Consider the following 23,583-nt stretch of genomic DNA (forward strand, 5'->3'; position numbering starts at 1 on the left):
AATAGGGGACTGTCAGTCCGTCGATTGTCAAGCCGCATACAGGGCTTTGTCGCGCCCTCATGGATGCGCGCGCGATCATCGGTTGGAACCTACGGCAGCTTCGAGTGGCTAAGGGCCTCTCTCAGGAGCGATTGGCCTTGGCGGCGGGTATCGACCGGGCCTATGTCGGTCGTGTTGAGCGCGGCTCAGAGAACGTGACCATTTCGACGCTCGAAGCCATCGCGAAGGTGCTGAGCGTGCCCTTGGCGGTGCTGCTCACCGAACCCGTCGAGGGTGCGGCTGTGCCGTCGCCACTTCGTGCTGGTCGCCGTTCAAAAAACCCGCCCGGTTAGTGGCCTCAAGAAATTCGCGTTAGCGTGTTAGCCGTCAGTACTCGTCGGCGAGCATAACGGTGAGCACACGGGCCGTAACCGAAGGGTCGGCGGCATCGCGTGAGTGGCCCAGCATGGCAAGGTCGTAGGCGTCGATCTTCCAGTAGCACCGGTGACCGCCAACCTCGACCACACCGAAGTCGTGTTCGTCATAGGGGTCGTTGCCTTGCTCGAACCCCGTGAACCGCCGCACTGCCAACAGCACGGCGATGCGGTCAGCATCCCTCAGGTTGGCGATACCGGGCGTCTCCAGCACTGCGCCGCCCCTGAAGGTACGGCGAAATGCATCGTTCAGGCTGCGAATGGCAGCAATGGCATCGGCTACCGCTGGATCGCACCGCATGCCGCTGCGCTGAGCGACGGGCGAAAACGTGGTCATGCCGTTGACCCTACGCCTCAGGGCCAAGTGGGCTCAGCAGCGCCAGCGCGTCACGATGCCGAACGAAGTGCGCCTCCTCCGGCCAATCGCGCCAGCGCAGTTCGAACAGGCTGTCGGCCTTTGTGTAGACGACAACCGATTCGAACCACCCCTCCTGCGGCCCGGTCGAGGCGAGCACCAGGCTGCCGACCTTGACCGCATCCCAACTGGCAGGGCGTGCGAAATCACCGGCAGGCGAAGTGGCATCGTTTGAGGGCGGCGAGCTCGCCATGTTTTGTATCGGGCGCGGTGGCGCCTCGCCGGGGCCCGCCAAGGTCGTCAGGCGCTCGTACAGGGCCTTCTTGACGAATGGCACGAACCCTCGCCCGCTTTGGGCGAAGATCCGGCCTGCGGGCAGCTGAGCGGCAACGGCGCGATGCTCATCGTTTGTGATGTGCAGTACCCGTAAGCCCATCAGCCCAGCTGCCCGCTCGGAGAGTTCGACCTCGGCGCGGGTGAAGGTCGAAGCGTGTGGCTTGCCGCCCTCATCGGTGCCGAACAAAATCACGGCCGCCGGGATGGCGATGACGGCGGTAGCCGTTGCCGCGGCGTCGTTGGGTTCGCTGGTGGCAGTTGTTGGCGTGGTCATCACAGGGCTCCTGAAACGAAGAAGGCGGCCCGAAGGCCGCCTTGCTGAGTGATTGATGGAGAGGGGTCGAGGCCGACGCCTTCGGGCGCATTTGGAAGCGTGGGCGGTGCGTTGTTCGGGGACATTTTCATCGGCATTCTGCGCATCGCAAATGCTGCGACTAGCAACATTATTATAGGAATATTTTCCTCTTGTCAACAGTACGTTCATACTGGCGTGCATGGCGCTGCGAACAGTCTCCGACATTAGAAACCTGAAGTCCGGAGCCGCTGCACACAGTGCTTCGATGAAAGGGGGGTGGCTCACCGTCAGCAAGCTTGGCCGAATCACGTAACAACACCCACGGAGCAGGAATGCCCGCAGCCAATAGTGGCCAATCAAGCTCGAGACGGTATCGCCACCTACCAGTGCGGATAATCAAACGACGCTCGTGGGCGAAAGCGCTCGTTGGCAAGCGCGTCTTGTGCAGGAGGCGCCTACATTGGTTATAGCCTAATGTAATTTCTGTGGGCCCAATGCTCGACTCGCTAACGCAGCAACATCATAAGATAATAATTGTTATTAGGGTGCACAGCGGGTGTAATATAACATTTGAACTATATATTCGTCTTACTGGCCGTCTTATATTCAGATGCTAGATTAACGCATCAACCGGTCGAACTCGACACGATCTACTCCAAGCTTAGGGTTGGTTTCGCTGCGCGGAGCAGCCGGTGCTCCATCGGCCATTGCGGCAGCTGCTTCAGATGCATGCCTTGCTATTCCTGCGTCCCAAACTACTGTGAGGAAGACTTTACCACGGTCCCGGCATGCTTGATAATCACTAACGCCGTGCAACTTACCTTCCGTTGTCTTCTGTATGCGGCGGTCAGAATAAAGAATAGCCTTAGCGTCAAGTCTGGCAGCATCTTTGGCCAGACTAAACCCTTCTGGGGTTTCACTCATGATCGCTGCTTGACCGGTTGCCTTGAAGCGCATCTCGGAACTCGAAGCATCCGCTATAACCCCCAATGACATTGGTGCGCTGCAGCGGACTGGCGTGGCGAGGGCTGGGGGCGCCATCGCTATAATTACTAGTACGCCTAGTGACCAGGCTTCACACTTTGTGCCCATCAGAACTTTTTCAGACCATCTGTTCGGCTAAATCCGTCCATTCCATTGGGCTTCTGAGTGGGTGGACGGCCCTGTGGTCCGACTGACGGTGCACCATTCGGCCCGCCGGCGGGGGACTGGGCCATTCCTTGCCCCAACGTGTCGGCCATGCCCATGGTTTCGGGCTTTACACCGACACTAACCCGGAACTCTTGTCCCTTCGTATAGCATTCGCCAAGCGGCACGACGCCTTTCAATAAGGCCTGAGATGAGGAGGACACTTGTTTGAGCCGTTCGACCACTTCTTTTCGGGCGTTCGATTTAGATTCGCCCTGCATTGATTTTGTCTCTTGTACTGCCCGATTAAGCGCTTGATCACTTCGAACGCCCTCGGTTAAGAATTTTGAAATCTCTGCCTTCGCAAGAAGCGTTGCCTCATCCCGTGCGTCAGCAACTGATGAAGCTTCGTCGAAGCTGACCGCCGCAGTGCCGGTGGCGACGATTTTTATACCCCCTTCAACGAGCTCTGCATTGATGCCAGGTGTACTTGGGTAATCATCACAGCTTGCAGCTTGGCACGACCAGGATAGGCCGGATGCCATAAGAACTAATGAAACAGTTTTGATCATAACTAATCTCCGCGATTGTTGATTATTGCGTAAATTTCACGGTTGCACGGTCTGCAGCCTTCAGCGTCTCGGGATTCATCTCCGCAACTATGCTGAACTTGCTGCGCCTTGCGATAAAAACACAACCGCGATCTTCGCGCACTAGAGTCCAGGGTAGGAATAAGCTGCTGTAGTCAGCGTGGGGCACAATAGCTACCTTGCTACCTATTTGATTTCCTTGACTGAAGAATCGTTCCCAAAGGATCGTTCCGTCCCGAGATAGAATCTGAAAATTGAGCTTGGGCGGTATCCAATCTTTACGTGGTAAGCGGACATCGGAAAGTTTATATGTTTCGGTGATGGTGTTCTCGCGGCCGCCACGGCCCGTCATCAAGTCGGTTGAGGCAAGCAACTTTACGCCCGTATCGCTCTGCGAAACCGCGTTACCTTCACGGACGCCAGGACGCCCATTCCCGTCTCGCGCCTTCATGATTTGGCACATGTGGCCGAGTGGAAGACTTTCCTGTTGACGAAGTTTGTCAGTAGCGGTCGATTCAAGCGTCCGAACGAGATTTTGTCCAAAAGACTCGTCCAGGGAAACTTCGACAGGGAAGACTACACTGAGCACTCGATTCATCTGAGAGATTTCACGCGCCGCAGGTCCTCCGTGATCTTGCTGCTGTACAAGGTCCGAATTTGCAAGCGGAACGGGGCTACCCACGCTAATGCGCACTACTTCGCCGGCGGCGATAGGGCCAACGATCTTGTCCTTAAGGAGGCCTTCGAGGCTTTGCTGCTGACTGTGCGCCGTGGCGATTTGAGCAAAGAGGCCTGCTCCCATGGCCGTCTCACCCACCGCCACCTTCTTGATGTACGCCTTGAAGTCTTCGACCCGCACTGTTACGCGAGCCTGTATCCGAACAAGACCGCCCTCCGTGGTCGTATCGACGACCTCGAGTGCCTTGATCGATCCCTGGGAATACTCTCTAACGTTGCTGCGTAGACTGCGCGTCTCCGAGCGGATGCCGTCAACGATCTGGCTGCGCTTCTCGAGCATCTTTTCGGTGTCAATAAACGAGCCCACAACCTGGGTGAGTGCATTCTCGGCCGCGTTCTTGGTGGCAGATTCGACATCCGTGCCCATGCCCTGAGCAACGACGGTCTGAATCAACGGCGCGACTGCGGTCGCTCCGGCCACAATGCTGGCCCCGGAAGCTGGTGCCGGAACCAGATCCAGCCGCTCAGAGGATTGTAAGGGACGACGCGTGCCTTCCGAGGCGAAAGCCGTATCAGTTGCGGCGTCGCCGACTGCCGTAACTGCCGACGGCACTGGGCGCACAATTGCTGCCGGTGCTCCAACCTTAGTTGTGAGCGCATCTGAGGGTGGAGTCACTGACCCCAGCCCGGACAGGTCGGCCGCTGTGAGGCGAAGGGTGCCCCGGCCATCGCTACCAAAGCTCGCGGCCCATATGTAACCCGGTCCGCCAGTGATCCGGTAGACGGGCTGACCCAGCCGCGCTGAACGCCGGAAGTCGCCAAGGTAATCGATCAACAGACCAGCCTTTAGCGCACCACCGGCCGTAAGAGTCTGCAAACTTGCCGGGTCAAGCGGGACAAGTTGCAACTTCCCCCAAGTGGCGATCACTGCGCTAGGCAGGCCAGCGGACGGTGTAAGGGAAAGGACACGTCCCTGTTCTCGGAAGTTTCGGGAGAGGCGCGCAATTTGGCCGTCAACATCGCCCGGCCCGAATGTGGCGGTGTCAATGAACTGATTGACGTACCGGACTACGCCATCAGATGTGTGAAGGATCGAACTGGAAGATGAGCCCCCACCCTTTGCATTTTCCTTTCGTCGCTGGCACCAAGTTAGGCCTGGGAATGCCTCACTCGGCGAGCACCTGAAGTCGCCGTTCCCACTTCCTAAGTCAACTCTAGCTCCTACACGATTACCTTCGACGACGTACGGACTTGGACCGATGAAAGCTGGGATACGGGCATCGGCCTGCTGCGCGGGCTCCCGCCGTCGGTCAGCGTGCCAATCGTCCATCGGACCAGGGGAAGCCTCAAGTGGCCTCTCATCACGATAGCGCCGCCGCTCGTTGGGTGACTGTCGCCCTTGAGCTTCGATTGCGCCTTGCAAAACACCGCCCATGAGGCGCCCAAAATCTACATTTTGAGCCTGGGCTTGGAAAAGTCCGGTCGATACTAAAAAAATGATGGCCAAGCCGATGCGGCGTCCCGGCGCATAATGATTGTCATGCGATGACGCATGTTCGCCGTATAAGCTGTACCTCGACACCGTTTGCCACCCTTGACCACCCTCCGATTGTCTTAACGGCACGGGCACGTTGCGCGCAAGGAACACAGCTCCCGAAACGTCGTCGAATCAAAGGCTGACGCTGCTCCGACCCGCACGGGAAGAAATCGCGCTGTTTGGTTCGATGGGTAGAAGTAAGAAAGTATGGACCTGGCGCAGGCTTTGGTTGCGGCGCAACGCAATTGGGGTAATGCCCGCCCCTCTCACACCAAGCCGTAGAGCGCAATTCGATCACACCCCGAATGCGCTGGGCAGTAGATTTGCTGGCAACGGCCGGTGTCGTCGATCTTTCGACCGTTGCACAGGTTCCAGCCCCACTCGGCACACCACAGCCAGATTGCGTGCTGCACGTAGCGTGGGAAGGTCGCGGGGAAGGCAGGGTTGAACTCGCGCGCATCGATACGCTCGGCAAAACCTTCAATGATATCGGCACACCCACCAGCGGCGTAGCAGTTGGGGCCGTAGGGGTGCTCGGCGTTGAAGCGTTCAGCGGGCGGATATGATACAGACAGCTGCGCGCGAGGCTGTTGAGCCTTGACGAGCGAAGCGGTTTCCAGCCGCCCCCGATCTTGATGCACACCGTCCCGATCAGACCCTCTGGTTCTGAGACACTAGGCGCTTGGCAATTCATTTCCAGGGTCCACTGCGTTAGGCAAGGTAGCCTACGCCGCGTAAGGATACCGATCAGCCAGCCATCAGCTCAAACTATGGGGGTACGCATGGGCGTAGCCATTCTCGCACCGGTGCCTGCTGTCATCATCGACTCAGCCTTGGAGACTTGCACGCGCGAAGGCGTGGTCGCGTTTGGAACGAATGCGTTCGAACTTTTCCATCGGGTTGAAGAAGAGTACGGCACTGGGATACCCGTCATTATCAAACCGACGCCCCGGTATGGGGATCCAAGTGGATATGCTCGGATGACTTTCTCTGGTTCTTTCGTGTGTTTCACGAGGGCCGACAGACATGGCCTTCATCCCGAACCTTCGAAGAGACCCGCTGTGACCTTGAGCCCTGAGGACCCTGACACGCCCGTTTACGGTTTTTGGGAAATTTCCAAATTTAAAATTATGCCCATTCCGGTCTCTTTAGGCAGCCTGAGAGCGGTAGGTAAGAAGACCCCCCTACCAGCCACGTACAAGTTTCAGGGGCCGCTACTCGTGGCTGCTGATTTTCTTTGAACGCGTAGAGTAAAAATAGGAACGAGCATGACACTTGTCGCCGACGTTTCGCGGTGTCTTTCAAATGGAAGTCGCTATGCAAATATGTTGCCATGCAGTCCGATCCTATCACATGGTCGAAACGGGAGGCGAATACGAGCAGCAGGAGATCGCGGTACGCCGCTGGGCTAAGCAATGGATGTGATCTTGGTCGTGCCCTTGACTCTATCCTCTAAGCCGAGTGGGCGGAGCAGTGCCAGACCATCGCGATGCCGAACAAAGTGAGCTCCATCGGGCCAATTGCGCCAGCGCAGCGGAAACAGGTTGCCGGCCTTAGGGACCGGCCCCCATCGCGATGAGAAAGTAATGACGGCCGTTAGAGCCACGGCAGAGACGCAATACCGGGCAAGCTTGCCGTAGCGGGCGGCGATCTGGCGGAAGTCCCTAGGGTCATGTAGGTCGCCTAGATGTGCCAGCGCTAGCGGTAAGGGCGCATGTCTTGGTGGATCCGGCGCTTGCAGGGGATCACAGGCGTGATGCAGTTTTCCTGCAGGTCGGTGCGTAGCCAATCGGCGTCTAAGCCCTAGCCTGCAGCTAGCGGCCGTAGCCGACCGGGCACCTGGGGCAGCACCTCTGAGGCCGTGCGCACGTGCTAGCGCGGCCGAGTGTCAGCGGGAAGACGCCGGGTCGGCAGAGGACATCGGTAATCGCCTGGAGCTCGGTCGTCTGATCGCCGCACGACAGGCCATTAGCCCGCCCTTGAGCCCCCCTTACCGCTGCGGGCGGAGCGGTTAGCCTTGATGTGGGTGCTGTTGATCGCTGATGCATCACCTGTCCGAGATCCGCCCACGCCACTGCAAAATCCAAGGAAAGATGGTACGTGCATGTTTAGGTTGCCGAACAATGATACGTAAGCCACGTCATACCTAGGATTCAACAAAGTCTCGATCACCCCTGGGAGGGGCATAAATGCCGACACTTACTGCACATGAAAAGCAGCTTTCGCAGATATTCAGCACTGAGTATGTCTTTACAGTTCCCGGATATCAGCGGCCATATTCGTGGAATAAGGAACAGGCGCGTGAGCTAATCACAGATCTGACAGACGCTCTGCGGGATAGTTCAGGAAAGATCTCAGAGATGTCTCCTTACTTCCTTGGGAGCATTGTCTTGATTAAGGCCGAGGGCATACCAAATGCCGATATAGTAGATGGGCAGCAACGCCTTACCACACTGACCATTCTGCTCGCTGCGCTTCGTGCTGTCATACAGTCCGACGAGGGTAATGGCATCACAGCACTGATCTACGAACAGGGGCAGGTCATTCGTGGGACCGAGGACCACTTTCGTCTAACGTTGCGGCCACGTGATCGTGAGTTTTTTCAAAAATATGTTCAGCGCCCTGCTGGATTTACCAGTCTTCTAAAGTTGGATGGCATTTCCGACACACAAACCCGCATCCGTGATAATGCCAAGCTATTTTACGATTATCTGAATGCTATGACACAAGCTGAGTGCATTCGATTGGCCCAGTTTATCGTAACTCGATGCTTTTTAGTAGTTGTTTCGACTCCGGATTTAGAGTCTGCCTATCGCATATTTTCAGTTATGAACAGTCGCGGTCTCGATCTAACGGCGACCGACATTCTGAAGGCGGATATCATTGGCCATTTGGACGAGGGGTTGCGCGAAACCTACACTCAGAAATGGGAAACCGCAGAGGAAGATTTGGGGCGCGACGCGTTCCAAGATCTTTTCAGCCACATCCGTACGATTTACCGCAAGACTAAACCCCAAGGGACGCTCCTAAAGGAATTTGAAGAGCACGTAAGTCCGGAGCATACCCCAAAGCAGTTGATCGACGACGTGATCGTTCCAATGTCCCGGGTTTATGCAGAGATAGCTGACGAATCTTATACCAGTACGGAAATGGCTGAGGAAGTGAATGGGTATCTCAAGTGGCTCAATCGTCTAGAGTTCTCTGACTGGATGCCTCCCGCGTTAGCGTTCGCAGCCAGGCATCGAAGCAATTCCGCTGCAATGCGGAATTTCCTGAAGGATCTCGAACGGCTTGCATACTGGATGCTGATTACCCGAGCAGGAGTCTATGACCGCATCGAACGATTTGCTCGCCTCACGCGCGACATAGAAAGTGGTGCAGATCTCTCCGCTACAGCAAGTGCCATACAACTCACGTCGGGGGAGCAGCAGGCAACCCTTACGGCTCTGGATGGTCCCATCTACTTGTCAATGCCAGCTCGTGCCCGCTCGATTGTTCTATTGCGCCTTGACTCGCTCGTTTCCGGCGGTGGTGCGACCTACGATTACCCTACGATCACGGTGGAACACGTGCTACCACAGACACCCGCAACTACTAGCGAGTGGCTGAGGTGGTTCCCCAATGAATCGGACCGGCTTCTATGGGTGCATAGGCTAGGCAATCTTGCGTTACTAACGCGCAAGAAAAACAGTTCGGCGTCAAACTACGAGTTTGAGCGCAAAAAGGCCGCTTATTTTGCGAACAACGGCGTCTCTCCCTTCCCGATCACCACCCAAGTTTTGCAGCACGTTCAGTGGACGCCCGAAATTGTCACCATGCGCCATGCGGAGCTAATGCATCAGCTAAGCGCTCACTGGCGGTTGGCCTCCTCGGTTTAGGTTCGCCGCCGCTTACTTGTTCCAGTGTTAGCCGGAACAAGTAAGCTGCCTATAAATAGGTGGCCCGACCCATTCCCGACGGTGATGCAGGGGCAATCGATCATTTGCTTGTCGGTGGGCCTTGCAACACGACATGAAGGGTGACTCGATCACACCCCATATAAGCTGGGCAGTAGATTTGCTGGCACCGGTCGGTGTCATCAATTCGTCGGCCGTTACACAAGTTCAAGCCCCACTCGGCACACCACAGCCATATTGCGTGTTGGACGAAACGCGGGAAGACAGCTGGGAAGGCGGGGTTGAACTCGCGGGCATCGACACGCTGCGCGAGGCCTTCAATGAGGTCAGCGCACCCACCATCGGCGTAGCAGGCAGGTCCGTAGGGGTGCTCGGCACCAAAGCGATGAAGTGCGCCGCTGCGATGCAGGAAGTTGTGCACGAGGCTGTCAATGGCGATCATGCTGGCGCCCGTAGTGACCCATCGCTCACGGTTCGGGTCGGCCACAAGCAGCAACTCCGCGAGCATCATGGACCACAGCTTGTCTGATACGCCCACAATCGAAGTGAGGGGGCCTAAAACGACCGCTCGCATGGCTTGGCTTCGGTTGGAGCTGCCGATGCCAGGATCGCCCCCAGCGAGCCGCCTGTCGAGCCAGCCGATGAAGTCACCGCCGCACACATCCCGAATGAACAAGGCGAGGCTGTAAGCTGCTTGGTTCAGGCCCCCCTTCCGCAGGGGCAGGGTCGGCAGTGGGCAGGTCGGGCGATGCCGAGCTTCAGCGCATGTGGCGGCGACCTTCCGATAGCCGCAGTCCGCAAAAGCCCAGTAGCTGGCAAGCCGGGGGCACGACGGCGAGGCGTTCAACGCTGCGACCACAGCGGCCCACGTAGCCCTTCCGTGCTGTTCGGCATAACCGAACGCGATTGCATCGGAGATACCCTGCAGCGGCACCAGGGTCATAAGCCAGTCGTACACCGGCCCGGTATCACCACGAGCGACGGCATCGATCACACCGGCCTCGGCAAGGCGGCCGGCGATGTCCTCGAGCAGTGTGGAAGGCGCGAGAACCAGCGCGGGCCGAGTCACCTTCAGTAGGTGGGCGAAGGGATCATCACGCCCAAAGTTTGCAGCTGGCGAGTTTGGCGACCTTGGCATGTCGAACGCCGTAGCAGACCGTCAATAAGCAAAGTCAACCGCACCCGGTGCCGATGAAGCGCTCCTCCCGTGATCCATTCGCTTTCGGGAGGATGAGGCGCTACCCGACGTCGTGATAGTTTGAGCTGCGGGTTCTGCACACCAGCGCCCGCAGCCCATGTTGTTTGCGTTGAATTACGTCACGCGAATTCCGCGTTTTTCACAAGCGAAAATAAAGCGATCTGCAGGTGCAGCGTTACGTTCAGGCTGCAATACGCTGATCGTTCCGACCGCGTAATCCAGCACGGCTTCCAGCACCTCAGACGGCTTGCCCTCCCAGTCCGAGAGCAACTCGTCCAAGTGTGTCCGCACCAAATCCTGCGCAAGACGTTGCCTTTCCTCTCTCGCACGAGCCTGTTGGATTCTCGTCGGCATTGGTAAAATCCCTTCCTGTTTGAAATGCACATGTCGTTAGGTTCAGGATTGGCACATTCGCCATCCACATAGCCTTTACGCAAAACAATGGGTCACACGCCTGCGCCCGCGTCATGGGGCAAACACAGCCCATAAAACCTAATCTCATAGGCATAGGTGGCTGGGTGGTGGGTCCATCCGCATACCTTGAGAGATAATGGCTATCGGCCCGATGAAGTGGCTACTTGTTAATTCATCGAGCCACCGCCGTTACGAACATAAGACTAAGTCGCCGGCACAGTGAACGGCTGAAGCCGGCAAGTTGATGAGAGACAAATCGATACTACGAGGTGCAGGGGCGATATGCTGTATACCTACCCCAACACTGCCACATTGATCAAACACCCCCAACTAACCCTGTATCACCCCTGAAACCACCCTATAGGGGCATACAGGCGTGTTTGCGGTGATTTTCGTGATGTCACAGACACTGCTAACTATCGCAGTAAAGTCAGCCTTCCGTGAACCCGCCTAAAGCCGCGCATGACGAGTCGCTCGGTTGGCCGTAGGCCGAGCAGCCAAATATTATATTCCAGATTGGCTCGACTTTGCACCGGCTGCTTCAGGCAGTCTCGCGTGGTACGTGAGCCTGTTGTTGATACTCGCTGCGCCGGCGTACGCTTACCGCAGTAGCTCAAGGCGTTTCCCAAGTTGTAGACCGGTGTCATCATGATCGGCCGGAACCCCCTCGGCAAATCACCAGCGGGCCTTAGGGCGGCTTTTAATTCAGCTTCAGGGCAGCGCGCGGCTACCACAAGATGCGTATGGGGCCCCCAATACGGTTCGCCATTGCGCCCAATCTCAAAGCTTGCCTCGATACCGCCGAAGGCATGGAGGGGCCCGTAGGCCGCCTCGATATGCTTGAAGCGCCTGCTCAGACCCTGCTTCATGCCATCGAGCGCCATGGCTCGGAGTTCGCCGGCCGATACCCTGTAGCGGGGGTCAATCACCGTGACGAACCACAGGGGCAAACCGGTTTGTTCGAGGAGGTCATGTGCTTGCGCCACCAAACTGAGGTATGCCGCACGTTCACCGAACCAGCACGCTGACGAACATGTGCGGTTCGGACAACCGCGCCCTTCGCAAGCAACAAGTCGTTCCCATCGACGGCGTGGCACATTTCCATGCTGGAAACTGGCCAGCATCGACGTTTGCTCCTTTTGCATGAGCTCAAGGGTCGGCAGGTACCTTGCCCCTTTCTCCTCCAGTTCGGCGAGCAATTCGGGCGTCACAACGTAAGGGAGGCTGGTCATCGGCTGCCCCCCTGATCGCTGGTGCTGCTACGCAGGCAAGCGGTTTCCCATGCAACGACGTCGCTAAGGCGGTACCGCACCAAACGACCGAGTTTGAGGAATGGTATGCCGTCGCCAGCGACACGTTGATTACGTAGGGTTTTGACAGAGCGGGCCTGGCGCTTTGCCACGGCATTTTCATCCAGCAATACATCAAGGTTGGGTATGGCGGTCGCACCAGTGCTGAGTGCTTCGGTCGCCATTTCATGTACGTATCGATTTGCCATCACTGCGTTCCTCGGGTTCGTGACGACAATTTTTACGCAACCGGGGCGCGGGCTATTGGTGCGGATAGCTGCAGGCAGAGACAGCCATCGACGTCATGCGGGTGAGCTGTTTCCGGGCCCTACTGCGATTTGGCGAAGTCAGTGTGGGGCATTGGCAGCGTGCTTCATCGCTGGTACATTTCCGTTAAACGGAATGGAGACCTGCAATGCGTGCGTTGAGAACACCTAGCGGAAAGCTCGACACCCAGACCCGTCTAGTTTCAAATGAGGTGGGCAGCGCCGACGCCCCCATCATATTTGGAGGAGGGCGTACTGACCCTGAAGTTGTTCAGGATGCTCAGGCACATCTCGGTTCGGCATTTGATTTAAATGATGTCTTGAACAGAGATGACTACAATATTGATTACGCACTAAAATCAGCCGTTTCAAAGTTTTTAAAAAATAGCGAGCTAGCACATCTTGAAGCAATTGTTCTAGCGTACTCATTGTTAGTTATCATAGACGGCACACAAAATATAAAATTACTTTCAATTTTGGCAAAAAATCTGAATCGAAAGCTGACAAAAGAGAACAAGATACGCATCATAGTTGAGAGTCTTATTTCATACGGTGCTAAAAACGACATTGAACGCAAAAAGGCCGAACGCTTATACAGTCGCGACAAGCGAGCCATTGAGTACTTACAGCACTCAAAAATCCACCCGAGCCAAGTTTCTGAGAAATCAAAAGCTAAGGGGGAGGGTGTTGATCGTTGGGCGCGTGAAATGAGTAAAATTAGTCCTAAAAAACCAAGGGCAACTGCACCAAGCATTATCACAAAACAACAGGAAACATTTTTTAACGACAAAGGAATTGATATTTATTGTTTTGATCGCGCAAGTGGCGATATTATTAATCAAATATCAGCAGATGACAATGAAACAACAAGAAAACTTATGAACTTAATTATGGATAAGTTGAAACCTTCTTTTGACAAATTTAGTAGCGAAAATTAGATAAATCTATGATTGCTTTGCATTTAGCATGGTGCTGAGCTGTTGGCCAATAAGTTCATTGGCTGCTCTCAGCGGGTCAGCGGCAAGGTGAGCATACCTTGCCGTTGTCGCCGCCTGAGTGTGCCCGAGCAGGGCGCCGATCATCGGCAGGCCAAGGCCCGCACCGGCGCCGATGGAGGCAAAGGAATGTCGCAGGTCGTGAAGCCTCACATCGTCGAGGCCCGCACGAGCCCGAACCCGCTGCCATGGCTTTTCGAGGTTGACGAGGTGGGCGCCCGACCGCTGGCCGACGATCACGTAGGGGTTGTTGAGTTCGCGCGGCACGGCGTCGAGAACGGTGAACGCAGCCTCATTGAGGTGAATCTCCTTCGCCCCGGTTTTGCTGTCCGGCAGTTTGAGACAGCCGCGCTCGCGATCCACATAGTCCCATTGAAGCGTGAGGATCTCGCCTAGCCGAGCGCCGGTTAGCAGCAGCAACCTGATCGCCGCGATTGGGTGAGGGGAAACTCCGCCTTCGGTTTCGAAAGCTGCCAGTGCTTCGCCGAGGCGGCCGAGCTCGACCGTTGAAAGGTAGCGGCGGCGCTTTTTTTCGCCGAATCTTTCGATGCCGGTGCAAGGATTGCTTTCGCCCCGGCGGCCCGACCAGCTGAACATTTTCGAAAGCAGGGCGATCAATCGATTGGCCTGATAAGGCGTAGCTCGAAGCTTTGCGTGGAGCCGGCGAACCTCCTCGTGCGTGACCTCATCGGCCCGCTTGCTGCCAAGCTGCGGTTTCACGAGCCGCTCGACGAGCCGGGCATACTCAGCATGTGTGCTGCCCTTATTTTTCGCCTCTACGTGCTCGCTGAGGAAAAGGTCCGCGAGTTCGGCAACAGTTGGTGCGGTTCGAGCGACGGCCTTTTTCGTCGCCGGATCCTCGCCGCTTGCAACCAGCCCTAACAGGCGCTTGGCTTCCCGACGGGCTAGATCGGCCGTCCAGGGCGAACCGTGCTTTCCAATGGTGAACCACCGCTGCCGCCCGTCGAGGCGGTACTTCAGCACGTAGACGTGGTCACGACGCTGACAGCGAGCTGCGAAGCCCTTCAGTTCGGAGTCCCATAGGGTCTGCCCTGGGATAAGGGCTTCGACGGCTGCTTTCGTAAGGCGCTTTGGCTGAATCATGATTGGTCGCTAGGGGCTCAACTAGCAACCATCGTAGCGTGATCGCGATGCACCAGCAAGGTAATCCCGGGTAGTCAGCTTAACAAAATCAGTAACTTAGGGACGTGGAAGGTACCCCTGAGATAGAAACACCGCAAACTCTTAATCAGCGGGTCCAAGGTTCGAACCCTTGTGCACCCACCAAATAAACTGCTGATTCGATCGCGGTTTTTCAAAACACTTCAGAGCAGTCAGCCTCGGTCGGGAATGCGATCGGGGCTTTTTGCTGTCTCTTCCGGCGTCTCTGGTGCGACCCGTCGAAGGGGCGGTCTCCGCTTCCTTGCAGTTCACCAGCGTTGGGAGCAACGAGGCGTTCGAGCCTTCCGCGCGGGCGCTCTCCCTTGCGGCTGTCCTCCACCTTCACAGCCACCTCGCCATGCCGTTCACCGTGGCACGCAGGGTATCGAGGGTGGCCAATCCTGCGCGCTTCCGCCCGGGCCGCTTTCCGCCCTGGGGCCTCAGTCGCGGTGGCGTGGCGGGGTCGGCCTCACCGATCCCGTCGTGACTGCGCCGTCCGCATCGATCCGGGTGCGAATGGGGCGGGAGAAGCGGCTGTCGTATTCGCCGACGTTCCGGGCGGCGGCCTGTCCGTCGAGACCGCCGGGGGCGGTCGCTGCCGGGATGCCGGCCGGTGCGGTGTAACTTTGCGCGAAAGCGGTGCCGGACAAGGCGAGACCGAGGGCGGCTCCCAGAATGAGGCGTGTCGTCATGGATGTCGTCCCAGGTTCGGGCCGGACTGCCTGAGGAGACGCGGCAGTCCCGGCCAATAACCTAGAATTTGTGCACCAAAGCCTCGTAAAGCAACACGGAATGGTCAGTGCGTGTGCATCATGTTCATGCACCGAGCGTGCAAGCCATATCCTCCGGATCGATGGCCACAGGAATAAGCCGTTTCATCCCATGGGTTTGGTTCGGGCTGCGACATTTTTTGCCAGTCATGGCCGGCATGGCATGACTCTTCCGCCGCCCGCGCGTCCTCGCTCCATCGACGCGCTTGCCGGACGTTCGGGGATTACGGGGACCGGGCCGGGCGCCCGTGGTCGCGGCCTCGCGGAAGGCCGTTCGGAAGGCGGCACTCCCCCTCTTCCGAAGGGCCGGGATCGTGCGGCTCAGCCTCGCCCGATCGTCGCCTCGATCTGACCGTGGGGCTCGTCGGTGGGCAGGAACACCGTGTTGGGGTTCTCCAGCCCGAACGGTGTCAGGTTGATCGGGATGTAGTGCTTGTTCGGCATGGCGAACCCGATCTCGGCGATCTCGGGAATGGCCGCCAGGACCGCCTCGCCCATGCGGTACATGCTGTCCTGCACGCTGGCGCTGTAGGTCGTGCCGAAGACCTCGATCAGGATGTCGAGCACCCGGGCATTGGTCGCGGTGTAGTCGGCGGGCGCGCTGGCCCAGGTCCAGGTGGCGTCCATGGCGGTCGCGGCGATGCGGTCGGTGGCGTCGGCCAGGGTGCGGTACGCGTCATCGACAAAGTCGGCCCAGCCCGATTGCGTGGTCTTCATGAAGGTGAAGCCCCGCAGCCCCGACTGCAGCACGGCGCCGTCGCGGCTCGCCACGAGCTTGACGTAGCCCGTCCCGTTGCCGTCGAGGGTGAAGACGTGGCCATGCGGCCGGCCGCCGATGGCCTGGCGCAGCCAGCGCGTCTCCTTGCCCTCGATCCCGATCTCCTCGACCTGCGGATACGTGTCGAGGAAGGTCGCGGCGACGGCCTCGGCGAAGGCTTCCTTGTCGAGGGACAGGTTCTTGGCCGCCACCACGTTGACGATGTTCTTCACGCTGTCGGTGGCGACGCAGGCCCGGTTGTCGCCGTCGGTCCAGGCGGCCTCGAAGGCCCCCTTCATCAGGACCGCGAGGGACAGTTCGCGCGGGGTGTGGTCGTCGCCGTCGCGGGTGAGGCGCATCACCCGCACGCGGCCCTTGCCGTATTTCGAGGCGATCAGGGGCATACTTGTCTCCCAGGAGGGGGGCGGTGGATGGAGACGGCCGTCGTCAATGTTCGGAGGAGGCCGCCTGATGCCGGGCCGCGGCGCGGGCGGCCTCGTCGCCGGTCAGGCCGTTGAAGAATAGGTTCAGGCTCACCGCCGCGATCGCGCAGAGCAGGATTCCGGATTCGAGGAGCGGGTGCAGCGCGTGCGGCATCTGCTTGAAGAAGGCCGGGGCGACGAGGGGGATCATGCCGAAACCGACGGAGACCGCAACGACGAACAGGTTGTTGCGATTGCGGGCGAAGTCCACCGCCCCGAGGATGCGCACGCCCGTCGCGCCGACCATCCCGAACATCACGAGCCCGGCCCCGCCGAGCACGCATTGCGGCACCGCCTCGACCAGGGCCGCGAGCTTCGGAATGAGCCCGAGCCCGAGCATGATGAACCCGCCGACCACCGCGACGTAGCGGGTGCGCACCCCGGTGACGCCCACGAGCCCGATATTCTGCGAGAACGAGGTGTAGGGGAACGTGTTGAAGATGCCGCCGATGACGGTGCCGAGGCCGTCGCCGCGCAGGCCCCTGGTCAGGCGCTTCTCGTCCACGGGGTCGGCGCAGATCTCGGCGAGCGCCAGGAACATCCCGGTCGATTCGATCATCACCACGATCATCACGATGCAGAGGGTGACGATCGAGACGGGATCGAAGGTCGGGGCGCCGAAGGCGAAGGGCCGCACCACGTCGAACCAGGACGCGGTGGCCACATGGCCGAGATCGACCAGCCCGAAGGCGGCGGCCACGAGCATCCCGGCGACGATGCCGATGAGCACCGAGGCCGAATTGACGAAGCCGGTGCCGTAGCGGGTGATCGCCAGGATCACGCACAGCACGAAGGCGGCGATGGCGAGATGGAGCGGTGCCCCGTAATCCGGGTTGCCGATTCCTCCGGCGGCCCAGTTCACGCCCACCTTCATCAGCGAGACGCCGATGACCAGGATGATCGTTCCGGTCACCACGGGCGGGAACAGCGGCAGCAGCCGTCCGATGAGCGGCGCCACGAGAAACGCGAACAGGCCGGCCGCGATCACGGCGCCGTAGATGCCGGTCAGCCCGATCTCGGGATTGGTCCCCATGGCGACCATGGGCGTGACGGCGGCGAAGGTGACGCCCATCATCACCGGCATGCGCACGCCGATCCCCGGCAGGCCCCAGCTCTGCAGCAGAGTCGCGAGCCCGCACGCGAACAGGTCGGCGCTCACCAGCATCGCCACCTGATCCGGCGGGAGTTTCAGGGCGCGCCCGACGATCAGCGGCACCGCGACGGCGCCGGCATACATCACCAGGACGTGCTGCAGCCCGAGCAGAGCGAGGGCGACGGGAGGCACCGTCGTCACGGGCGCCTTGACCGGCTCGGCGGCATGGATGCTGTCGGGAGGGGCGGCGATGGTCGTGGCACTGGTCATGGGGTCGACGCCTCCGCCGCTCCGGGCAGATCCCTCAGCGGGGATGCGGTGTCCGTGGGCGCAAGGCGTGTGCCACCGGGGCGGGACCCGGCGGTGGCGCGCATGGCCCGTTGCCTGCACCGGCCGGGCCTGCGATGCGTCGTCATCGCCTGCCTTCAACGGAGAGCCCGCCGCCATGGCGTCGACACTCGCAGCTCTGAACGAGGCCTCCGATGCGGACTTCGTGGCCACGCTCGGTGCCGTGTTCGAACACGCGCCCTGGGTGGCCGAGGCGGCCCTGCCGCAGCGGCCCTTCGCCACCGTGGAGGCGCTGTTCTCGGCCATGCGCGATGCGGTCCAGGGCGCGCCGGAGGGGCGGCGCCTCGCGCTGCTCACCGGCCATCCCGAACTCGCCGGGCGCGCCGCCCGATCCGGGGCCATCGCCCCCGATTCCATCGCGGAGCAGGCCGCGGCCGGCCTCGACCGGATGTCGGAGGCGGAATACGCCCGGTTCGAGGCGCTCAACGCGGCCTACCGCGACAAATTCGGGATCCCCTTCATCCTGTGCGTCAAGCGGCACGGCCGCGCCTCGCTGCTCGGGACCTTCGACGCGCGGCTGGAATCCGCTCCCGATGTGGAGCGGCGCACGGCCGAGGCCGAGGTGATGCGGATCGCCGCGATCCGCCTGAACGCCCTGGTGAGCGGCCCCGGTCCGCTCGCCACGACGGGCCGGATCTCGACCCATGTCCTCGACACCGTCCGGGGGAAGCCGGCCGCCGGGGTGGCCGTCGACCTCGTCGAGTTCGTCTCCGCGACGGAGGCGGTGCTGGTGGCCCGCGCGGTGACCAACGCGGACGGCCGCACCGACATGCCCCTGATCCACGGGCGCCCCGTGCCGATCGCCACCTACGAACTGCGCTTCGGGCTCGGCGACCACTTCCGGCGGGTCGGAGCGGGTCCAGGCCTCGCTCTCCCCGAACCGCCCTTCCTCGACATCGTGCCCCTGCGCTTCGGCGTGGGCGACCCGGAAGGCCATTATCATGTGCCGCTGGTGGCGACCCCCTGGAGCTATCAGACCTATCGCGGAAGCTGACGCGGAACCTCTCCGGCCCGGCTTCGATTTTCTTCGAGCGGCCAAAGACTTGCTTCTCGTTTTACGGTTCTCTCGCTCTTCGCCTCTCTTGAAAGGTCATCGACCATGCGTATGACGATATCGGCCCTCGCTCTGTGCGGGCTCTTCGGGTTGACCGGCGCGGCCCTCGCCCAGGGGACCGGTGCGCCCGCCGGCCGCGACCCAGCGACGGCTCCCGGCGGGACCGAGGGGATCGCCGGCCCGCGGAACGAGCGCGAGGCGATCCGGAGCGGCGATGCCGTCGCCGCGCCGAGCGGAGTCGGCGTGCCGGCTCCCCCGCCCTCCGACGAGCCGAAGGCCGACCGGCCGGCGCGCCACCACAACCATTGAGCGCAGCGACGCTCCCATGAACGAAGAAGCCCCGCCGGGACGCTCCGGCGGGGCTTCTTTTCCATGCGATGGTGTAGAGCCCGGGGTTATTGGGTCAGCTTGTCGTCGATCCCCTTCACGTACCAGTTCATGCCGAGGATCATCGGGTCGGGCGCGGTCTCGCCCTCCTTCACGGCGACGCTTCCGTCCTGCTTCAGCACCGGCCCGGCGAAGGGGTGGATCTTGCCGTCGGCGATGGCCTGCTTGGTCTCCTCGGCCATGGCCTTCACGTCGTCGGGCATGTTGGTGAAGGGGGCCAGCACGACCATGCCCTCCTTGATGCCGCCCCAGGTGTCGTGGCTCTTCCAGGTGCCGTCGAGGACCGCCTTGGCCTCCGCGATCACGTAGCCGTTCCAATCGTCGGTGATGGAGGTGAGCTGGGCCTTGGGGGCGAAGCGGTACTGGTCGGAGGACTGGCCGAAGGCGAGCTTGCCCTGCTTCTCGGCCTCCTGGAGGGGAGCGGCCGAGTCGGTGTGCTGGGTCAGGATGTCGGCGCCCTGCGCCAGGAGCGCCTTGGCCGCCTCCGCCTCCTTGCCGGGATCGAACCAGGTGTTCACCCAGACCACCTTGATCTTGATGTTCGGGTTGACCGCCTGCGCCCCGAGCATGAAGGCGTTGATGCCGCTGACGACTTCCGGGATCGGGAAGGACGCGATGTAGCCCACCGTGCCGGATTTCGAGAGCTTGCCGGCGATCTTCCCGCAGACGTAGCGACCTTCGTAGAAGCGGGCGGAATAGGTCGAGACGTTGTCGGAGCGCTTGTAGCCGGTGGCGTGCTCGAACTTCACCTTGGGAAACTTCCGCGCCACCTTCAGGGTCGGCTCCATGAAGCCGAAGGAGGTGGTGAAGATCAGGCCGGCGCCGGAGCGGGCGAGTTTCTCGATCGAGCGCTCGCTGTCGGCCTCGGGCACGTTCTCGAGGAAGGTGGTCTCGACCTTGTCGGGCAAGGCCTCGGCCAGGGCCTTGCGGCTGAGGTCGTGCTGGTAGGAATACCCGAAATCGGCGACCGGCCCGACATAGACGAAGCCGACCTTCAGCTTGTCGGCCGCGAGCGCCGGCCCTGCGGCGAGCATCGCGCACAGAACCGCAGCGCCGAGCCTCATCGACCTACCGAGCCTCATCGACTTGCCGTGCATCATGGACCTGCCCCGCATCGTGTCGTCCCTCTGGATCCATTGCCGTTCGCCGGCCCGGCGTGTCATCGGCTCGGCGTGAAGACTCGCCCGAGCGAGGCGGGCGCCAGCGAGCCGCCATGGCGCTGCCCGAGAGAGAGCAAGACCAGGGCCAGGATGGTGGCGAGATAGGGCAGGGCGGAGAGGAGCTGGCCCGGCAGGCCGAGGCCGGCGGCCTGGGCGTGGAGCTGCAGCACCGTCGCCCCGCCGAACAGCAGGGCACCGGCCGCGACCCGCAGGGGCCGCCACGAGGCGAAGACCACCAGGGCGAGGGCGATCCAGCCGCGGCCCGCCGTCATCCCCGGCGACCAGAACGGGGTGTAGGCCAGCGCGAGATAGGCCCCGCCGAGCCCGGCGCAGGCGCCCCCGAACAGCACCGAGAGGAAGCGGACCTTGCGCACCTTCAGCCCGAGGGCGTGGGTCGCCACGTGGTCGTCGCCGATGGCGCGCAGGGTCAGGCCCGCCCGCGTCCGCCACAGGAACCACGACACGGCGGCCACGAGGGCGACCGCCGTATAGACGAAGGCGTCCTGGCCGAAGACGAGCCGGCCGAGTCCGGGCAGGTCCGTGAGGCCGGGGAGGGACAGGTGCGGCGCCGGATCGCGCTTCATCCCGACGTAGTTCGCGCCCACCAACCCCGACAGGCCGAGCCCCAGGATGGTCAGCGAGAGGCCGGAGGCGACCTGGTTCGCCGCGAGCCCGACGGTGAGGATGCCGAACAGGGCGGCCAGCAGCAGGCCGGCCCCGGCCCCGCCCAGCGCCCCGAGGAAGGTCGAGCCGGTCTGTACCGCCACGGCGAAGCTGACGGCGGCGCCGAAGATCATCATCCCCTCCACCCCGAGGTTGAGCACGCCGGAGCGCTCGGCCACGAGCTCTCCGATGCCGGCGAGGATCAGGGGGGTCGCGGCCGCCAGGACCGTGACGAGGACCATCTGGACGATGTCGAGGGTCATGATCGGCTCCGATATCCCTCGAATTGGCTCACGACGCCGTGCGGCCGGACGGGCCGCCCGGCACGAGCCGCACGTGATAGCCGGCGAACACGTCGGCCCCGAGGACGAGGCCGAGGAGCAGGCCCTGGAAGGCGCGGGTCAGGTCGAGGGGCAGCTTCAGATCGATCTGCGCGCCCTCGCCGCCGATGGTGGTCAGCGCGATGACGATGGCGGCGATCAGGATGCCCGGCGGCGAGAGCCGCCCGAGGAAGGCGACGATGATCGCGGTGAAGCCGTAGCCCGGCGAGATCTCCGGCTGGAGCTGCCCGATCTTTCCCGCCACTTCGACGATGCCGGCAAGGCCCGCCGCGCCGCCGGAGATGGCGAAGACGGCCAGCGTCAGGCGGGCATCGGAGAAGCCGGCGAAGCGCGCCGCCCGCGGGCTCGCGCCGACGACCCGGACCTCGAACCCGAACAGGGTGCGGGCCAGAACGACGGTCGCCAGCACCACGGCGAGGAAGGCGATCACCACCCCCGCATGCAGCGTCTCGCCCTCCATGAGGTAGGGCAGGCGCGCCGCGGGATCGAAGCCGACGCTCTGGGGAAAGTTGTAGCCGGCCGGATCGCGCAGGGGGCCGCGGACCATGTAGTCGAGGAGGAGCTGGGCGACGTAGACGAGCATCAGGCTCGTGAGGATCTCGGAGACGCCGAGGCGGACCTTCAGGACGGCCGGGATCATCGCGTAGGCAGCACCCGCGAGCGTCCCGGCGATCAGCATCGCGGGCAGGATCCAGAGCGTGAACCCGCCCATGCCGTGGGTGGCGACGCCGACCCAGCCGCCGGCCAGGCCGCCGATGACGAACTGGCCCTCGGCCCCGATGTTCCAGAGGTTGGCGCGGTAGCAGAACGCCAGACCGGTGGCGATCAGCGCCAGGGGCGCGGCCTTCAGGGCGATCTCCTGCAGCGACCAGACCTCGCTCAGGGGCGTGACGAAATAGGTGACGAAGGCCTCGCCCGGCGAGACGCCGAGGGCCGCCACGGCAAGGCCGCCGATCAGCACCGCCGCCACGAAGGCCAGCGCCGGAGAGAGGATGTCGAGCACCGGAGAGCGGCGGGTGCGGGGAACGAGGTCAAGACGCATGATGCGCTCCGCATGTCGTCGGACCCGCCGCGCGATCCCGCCGCCGCCCGAGCGGGGCCGTCCGGGGATGGCTTTCGGGAAAGGCGCCGGTCCCCTCTCCCTGCGGGCTGCTACCGGATTCGCTCATCTGCTCTTGCAGGCAGACCGCGTCCCTCTCCCCCTTGTGGGGAGAGGTTAGGAGTGGGGGTGGCTCCGCCAGCCTCCGCAGCAGGAGTGTGGCCCCACCACCCCCACCTCCAACTCCTCCCCACAAGGGGGAGGAGGGCCGCGCATTTCGCGACAGGCGTGAATGCCGTAGCCGCGTGCGGGGAGAGGGGCTGCGCGGGCATCGGTCAGTGAGCATGGGGCACCGCCTTCGATGCGTCATGAGGTTCGGCCGGCGCGTCTCCCGATCCGCCCATGAGCAGGCCGATGGCCTCGCGGGTCGTTTCGCCCGAGGGCACCGCCGTCGAGAGCGTCCCGTCGTGCAGCACGGCGATGGAGCCGGCGATTTCGAACAGCTCGTCGAGGTCCTGGCTGATGACCAGGATCGCGGCGCCGCGCGCGGAGAGATCGATCACCGCCTGCCGGATATGCGCCGCCGCCGCCGCATCGACGCCCCAGGTCGGCTGGTTGATGACGAGCACGCCGGGCTCCGCCAGGATCTCGCGGCCGACGACGAATTTCTGGAGGTTGCCGCCCGACAGGGTGCCGGCGGCGGGGTCTGGCCCCGCCTTGCGCACGTCGAAGGCCTCGATCACCCGCTTCGCGAGATCGCGCGCGGCCCCCAGCCGAAGCAGGCCCAAGCGGGTCAGCGGCGCGGTCGGGTAGCGTGAGAGCAGGGCGTTCTCGGAGAGGCTCATGAGAGGCGCCGCCGCGTGGCCGTTGCGCTCCTCCGGCACGAACGCCGCGCCGAGGCGCCGGCGCGCGTTGATGCCGAGCCCCCCCACGGCGGC

The 23,583-nt window shown here is 61.6% G+C and carries 22 protein-coding genes and 2 pseudogenes; 5 read left to right on the top strand and 19 right to left on the bottom strand.

The features are described 5' to 3' along the window. The first annotated feature begins 59 nt into the window (after nucleotides 1-59). Nucleotides 60-332 (top strand): helix-turn-helix transcriptional regulator, encoded by a 273-nt coding sequence (locus FV220_RS07560; protein ID WP_147830487.1) that lies wholly within the window; start codon nucleotides 60-62, stop codon nucleotides 330-332. A 34-nt stretch (nucleotides 333-366) separates the two neighbouring features. Here the strand turns inward: FV220_RS07560 and FV220_RS07565 are convergent, their stop codons facing one another. The 7 genes and pseudogenes from FV220_RS07565 to FV220_RS26015 form a co-directional block, all read right to left on the bottom strand. Continuing rightward, entirely contained in the window at nucleotides 367-750 is a 384-nt protein-coding gene (locus FV220_RS07565; RefSeq protein WP_246689405.1) for a DUF3768 domain-containing protein, read from the bottom strand. A 10-nt stretch (nucleotides 751-760) separates the two neighbouring features. Further along, nucleotides 761-1,378, bottom strand: coding sequence for a hypothetical protein (locus FV220_RS07570; RefSeq protein ID WP_147830489.1), 618 nt, complete (start codon nucleotides 1,376-1,378; stop codon nucleotides 761-763). Nucleotides 1,379-2,017: 639 nt separating this feature from the next. Next, nucleotides 2,018-2,356, bottom strand: a complete 339-nt coding sequence (locus FV220_RS07575; RefSeq protein ID WP_147830491.1) for a hypothetical protein — start codon at nucleotides 2,354-2,356, stop codon at nucleotides 2,018-2,020. A 134-nt stretch (nucleotides 2,357-2,490) separates the two neighbouring features. Next, on the bottom strand, nucleotides 2,491-3,099 hold the full coding sequence (locus FV220_RS07580) for a hypothetical protein (RefSeq protein WP_147830493.1): 609 nt from the start codon (nucleotides 3,097-3,099) through the stop codon (nucleotides 2,491-2,493). A 22-nt stretch (nucleotides 3,100-3,121) separates the two neighbouring features. Continuing rightward, nucleotides 3,122-4,630 carry a hypothetical protein gene (locus FV220_RS07585; RefSeq protein ID WP_147830495.1) on the bottom strand — a complete coding sequence of 503 codons (1,509 nt, stop codon included), beginning with the start codon at nucleotides 4,628-4,630 and terminating at the stop codon, nucleotides 3,122-3,124. A 968-nt stretch (nucleotides 4,631-5,598) separates the two neighbouring features. After that, nucleotides 5,599-5,973, bottom strand: a complete 375-nt coding sequence (locus FV220_RS07590) for a hypothetical protein (RefSeq protein WP_187273354.1) — start codon at nucleotides 5,971-5,973, stop codon at nucleotides 5,599-5,601. A 938-nt stretch (nucleotides 5,974-6,911) separates the two neighbouring features. Beyond that, a pseudogene (locus tag FV220_RS26015) lies at nucleotides 6,912-7,384 on the bottom strand (IS5/IS1182 family transposase); the annotation flags it as partial. 137 nt (nucleotides 7,385-7,521) lie between these two features. Between FV220_RS26015 and FV220_RS07595 the strand changes: the two are divergent. Beyond that, a complete protein-coding gene (locus FV220_RS07595) occupies nucleotides 7,522-9,210 on the top strand; it encodes a DUF262 domain-containing protein (protein ID WP_147830497.1) in 1,689 nt (562 codons plus the stop codon). A gap of 100 nt (nucleotides 9,211-9,310) precedes the next feature. On the opposite strand, the gene FV220_RS07600 is transcribed toward FV220_RS07595, so the two are convergent. From FV220_RS07600 to FV220_RS25780, 4 genes are all read right to left on the bottom strand, one after another. After that, entirely contained in the window at nucleotides 9,311-10,222 is a 912-nt protein-coding gene (locus FV220_RS07600) for a hypothetical protein (RefSeq protein ID WP_246689406.1), read from the bottom strand. A gap of 318 nt (nucleotides 10,223-10,540) precedes the next feature. Beyond that, entirely contained in the window at nucleotides 10,541-10,705 is a 165-nt protein-coding gene (locus FV220_RS25425) for a hypothetical protein (protein ID WP_187273355.1), read from the bottom strand. Between the two features lie 551 nt (nucleotides 10,706-11,256). Beyond that, nucleotides 11,257-12,072 carry a hypothetical protein gene (locus tag FV220_RS07605; RefSeq protein ID WP_147830501.1) on the bottom strand — a complete coding sequence of 272 codons (816 nt, stop codon included), beginning with the start codon at nucleotides 12,070-12,072 and terminating at the stop codon, nucleotides 11,257-11,259. Continuing rightward, on the bottom strand, nucleotides 12,069-12,338 hold the full coding sequence (locus tag FV220_RS25780; RefSeq protein WP_147830503.1) for a DNA-binding protein: 270 nt from the start codon (nucleotides 12,336-12,338) through the stop codon (nucleotides 12,069-12,071). Before FV220_RS25780 ends, FV220_RS07605 begins: the two co-directional genes overlap by 4 nt. Nucleotides 12,339-12,544: 206 nt before the next feature. On the opposite strand from FV220_RS25780, the gene FV220_RS07615 reads away from it, so the two are divergent. Beyond that, nucleotides 12,545-13,333 (top strand): hypothetical protein, encoded by a 789-nt coding sequence (locus FV220_RS07615; RefSeq protein WP_147830505.1) that lies wholly within the window; start codon nucleotides 12,545-12,547, stop codon nucleotides 13,331-13,333. A 6-nt stretch (nucleotides 13,334-13,339) separates the two neighbouring features. On the opposite strand, the gene FV220_RS07620 is transcribed toward FV220_RS07615, so the two are convergent. From FV220_RS07620 to FV220_RS07635, 4 genes are all read right to left on the bottom strand, one after another. Beyond that, a complete protein-coding gene (locus FV220_RS07620) occupies nucleotides 13,340-14,494 on the bottom strand; it encodes a site-specific integrase (RefSeq protein WP_147830507.1) in 1,155 nt (384 codons plus the stop codon). A 497-nt stretch (nucleotides 14,495-14,991) separates the two neighbouring features. Further along, nucleotides 14,992-15,243 carry a hypothetical protein gene (locus FV220_RS07625; RefSeq protein ID WP_056143474.1) on the bottom strand — a complete coding sequence of 84 codons (252 nt, stop codon included), beginning with the start codon at nucleotides 15,241-15,243 and terminating at the stop codon, nucleotides 14,992-14,994. Between the two features lie 399 nt (nucleotides 15,244-15,642). Beyond that, nucleotides 15,643-16,482, bottom strand: coding sequence for a factor-independent urate hydroxylase (gene pucL / locus FV220_RS07630; protein ID WP_056143476.1), 840 nt, complete (start codon nucleotides 16,480-16,482; stop codon nucleotides 15,643-15,645). Between the two features lie 43 nt (nucleotides 16,483-16,525). Beyond that, complete coding sequence (locus tag FV220_RS07635; protein ID WP_238253959.1) at nucleotides 16,526-17,923, bottom strand: nucleobase:cation symporter-2 family protein; 1,398 nt, start codon at nucleotides 17,921-17,923, stop codon at nucleotides 16,526-16,528. Between the two features lie 175 nt (nucleotides 17,924-18,098). Between FV220_RS07635 and uraD the strand changes: the two genes are divergently transcribed. Together uraD and FV220_RS07645 are read left to right on the top strand one after the other, a co-directional pair. Next, the gene (gene uraD / locus FV220_RS07640; protein ID WP_147830509.1) at nucleotides 18,099-18,995 is read left to right on the top strand and encodes a 2-oxo-4-hydroxy-4-carboxy-5-ureidoimidazoline decarboxylase; all 897 of its coding nucleotides are present in this window, start codon (nucleotides 18,099-18,101) and stop codon (nucleotides 18,993-18,995) included. 105 nt (nucleotides 18,996-19,100) lie between these two features. After that, a complete protein-coding gene (locus FV220_RS07645; protein ID WP_147830511.1) occupies nucleotides 19,101-19,364 on the top strand; it encodes a hypothetical protein in 264 nt (87 codons plus the stop codon). A gap of 86 nt (nucleotides 19,365-19,450) precedes the next feature. On the opposite strand, the gene FV220_RS07650 is transcribed toward FV220_RS07645, so the two are convergent. The 4 genes and pseudogenes from FV220_RS07650 to FV220_RS07665 form a co-directional block, all read right to left on the bottom strand. Next, nucleotides 19,451-20,506 (bottom strand): BMP family ABC transporter substrate-binding protein, encoded by a 1,056-nt coding sequence (locus FV220_RS07650; RefSeq protein WP_026176256.1) that lies wholly within the window; start codon nucleotides 20,504-20,506, stop codon nucleotides 19,451-19,453. Nucleotides 20,507-20,601: 95 nt separating this feature from the next. Beyond that, a complete protein-coding gene (locus tag FV220_RS07655; protein ID WP_147830513.1) occupies nucleotides 20,602-21,528 on the bottom strand; it encodes an ABC transporter permease in 927 nt (308 codons plus the stop codon). A 28-nt stretch (nucleotides 21,529-21,556) separates the two neighbouring features. Continuing rightward, nucleotides 21,557-22,648: an ABC transporter permease gene (locus FV220_RS07660; RefSeq protein ID WP_147830515.1), complete on the bottom strand. Its 1,092-nt coding sequence runs from the start codon at nucleotides 22,646-22,648 to the stop codon at nucleotides 21,557-21,559. A 332-nt stretch (nucleotides 22,649-22,980) separates the two neighbouring features. Further along, nucleotides 22,981-23,583: pseudogene (locus tag FV220_RS07665) on the bottom strand (ABC transporter ATP-binding protein); the annotation flags it as partial.

The sequence above is a fragment of the Methylobacterium sp. WL19 genome (assembly GCF_008040005.1).
Taxonomy (GTDB): Bacteria; Pseudomonadota; Alphaproteobacteria; order Rhizobiales; family Beijerinckiaceae; genus Methylobacterium; species Methylobacterium bullatum.